Raw genomic sequence first — 1,081 nt, 5'->3', positions numbered from 1 at the left:
GTTATTTACTGGCTGATCTGATGATGCGGATGAGTAGGCGATGCCATCGACAAAATTTTGTCGTGGTTGGCCGACAATCCCCGGTATTGCCGACATAGCACGATGTGTTTGTCCATCACTAATTACAGGGGAGTAGGGCTGTGACGCCCCATCAGCAAGCTTGGTGCCGGACGCGTCCAAGGTTAGAGCGCTCGCGCGAGGCACCCAGACGATTCCGGCATTACTTATTGGCCCCATCAGATCGAAATCAACCGATACAGACACACCACTTGGAACGTCAACAAAGTTCCCTGGCGTAGAAAATGATAATAAGTCCTCCGCCCGCGTCACCGTGGTCGTGGTGGTGGGGATGACGGACGTGCCAAAAGGCATAGGTTAGCCTTGCGCATGCCAGATATGGATGGTTCCGGTTCCGGTGCCTGTGTAAGCATTAGAGCCGCCAGACACCGCCTCAACGTAAACATTAGCTCCAACTGTCCCTGTTCCAGATACCTCGCACCAATACCAACCGTTGGCCAGTGGTTTAATTTTGGCGCTACCAGCTACTGTAGAGAGGATCGTTCCATTAGATAGATCAAAATAAGTCAAAGCGATTTGGCCGTCCGTTGGGTTATACATAGTGATTGAACATTGCGTTAGCGTGCCCGCCTTGACGATAGCGTATGCAGTTTGACTACCTGCTGGAATCGGGCCTCCTAGTTGATAAATACGGTGATAACCATTCGTGACATCGTCCGTCAGGGTATAGCAATTGGTTGAACCGTCAGGGGCAGTAATGCCCGTGGCCGCAGCAACCGTACATCCTGCTTTACCCCAATTCCCAGAAGCGAAGTTTTGGGAACTCAAAAGGTAGTTCGTACTGCTCCCTTCCAGCAAAAGTCCAATTCCGCCATCGGCCATGCGCTCGAAAGCGGGGAATCCAGCGGGCGCACCCGTGACCTGTCCAGTCAATGGATCAACGTAAGTTTTTCTGCTTGTTCTAGAATATGTTGGGAATCCGGCATACTTGCCAGCAAACTTCCATGTGGCAAACTGAACCAATGGAGTTCCTGTTGGGTCTGGCAATGTGTGAGAATACTCT

The 1,081-nt window shown here is 51.3% G+C and carries 1 protein-coding gene; it reads right to left on the bottom strand.

From position 1 onward, the window contains the following. Positions 1 to 375 precede the first annotated feature (375 nt). Positions 376 to 951, bottom strand: a complete 576-nt coding sequence (locus D6694_13490; protein RMH37037.1) for a hypothetical protein — start codon at positions 949 to 951, stop codon at positions 376 to 378. Between the last annotated feature and the right edge of the window lie 130 nt (positions 952 to 1,081).

This window comes from Gammaproteobacteria bacterium (assembly GCA_003696665.1).
Taxonomy (GTDB): Bacteria; Pseudomonadota; Gammaproteobacteria; order Enterobacterales.
The sequence above is the reverse complement of the archived record's forward strand: the minus strand, read 5'-3'. Positions and strand labels throughout refer to the sequence as shown.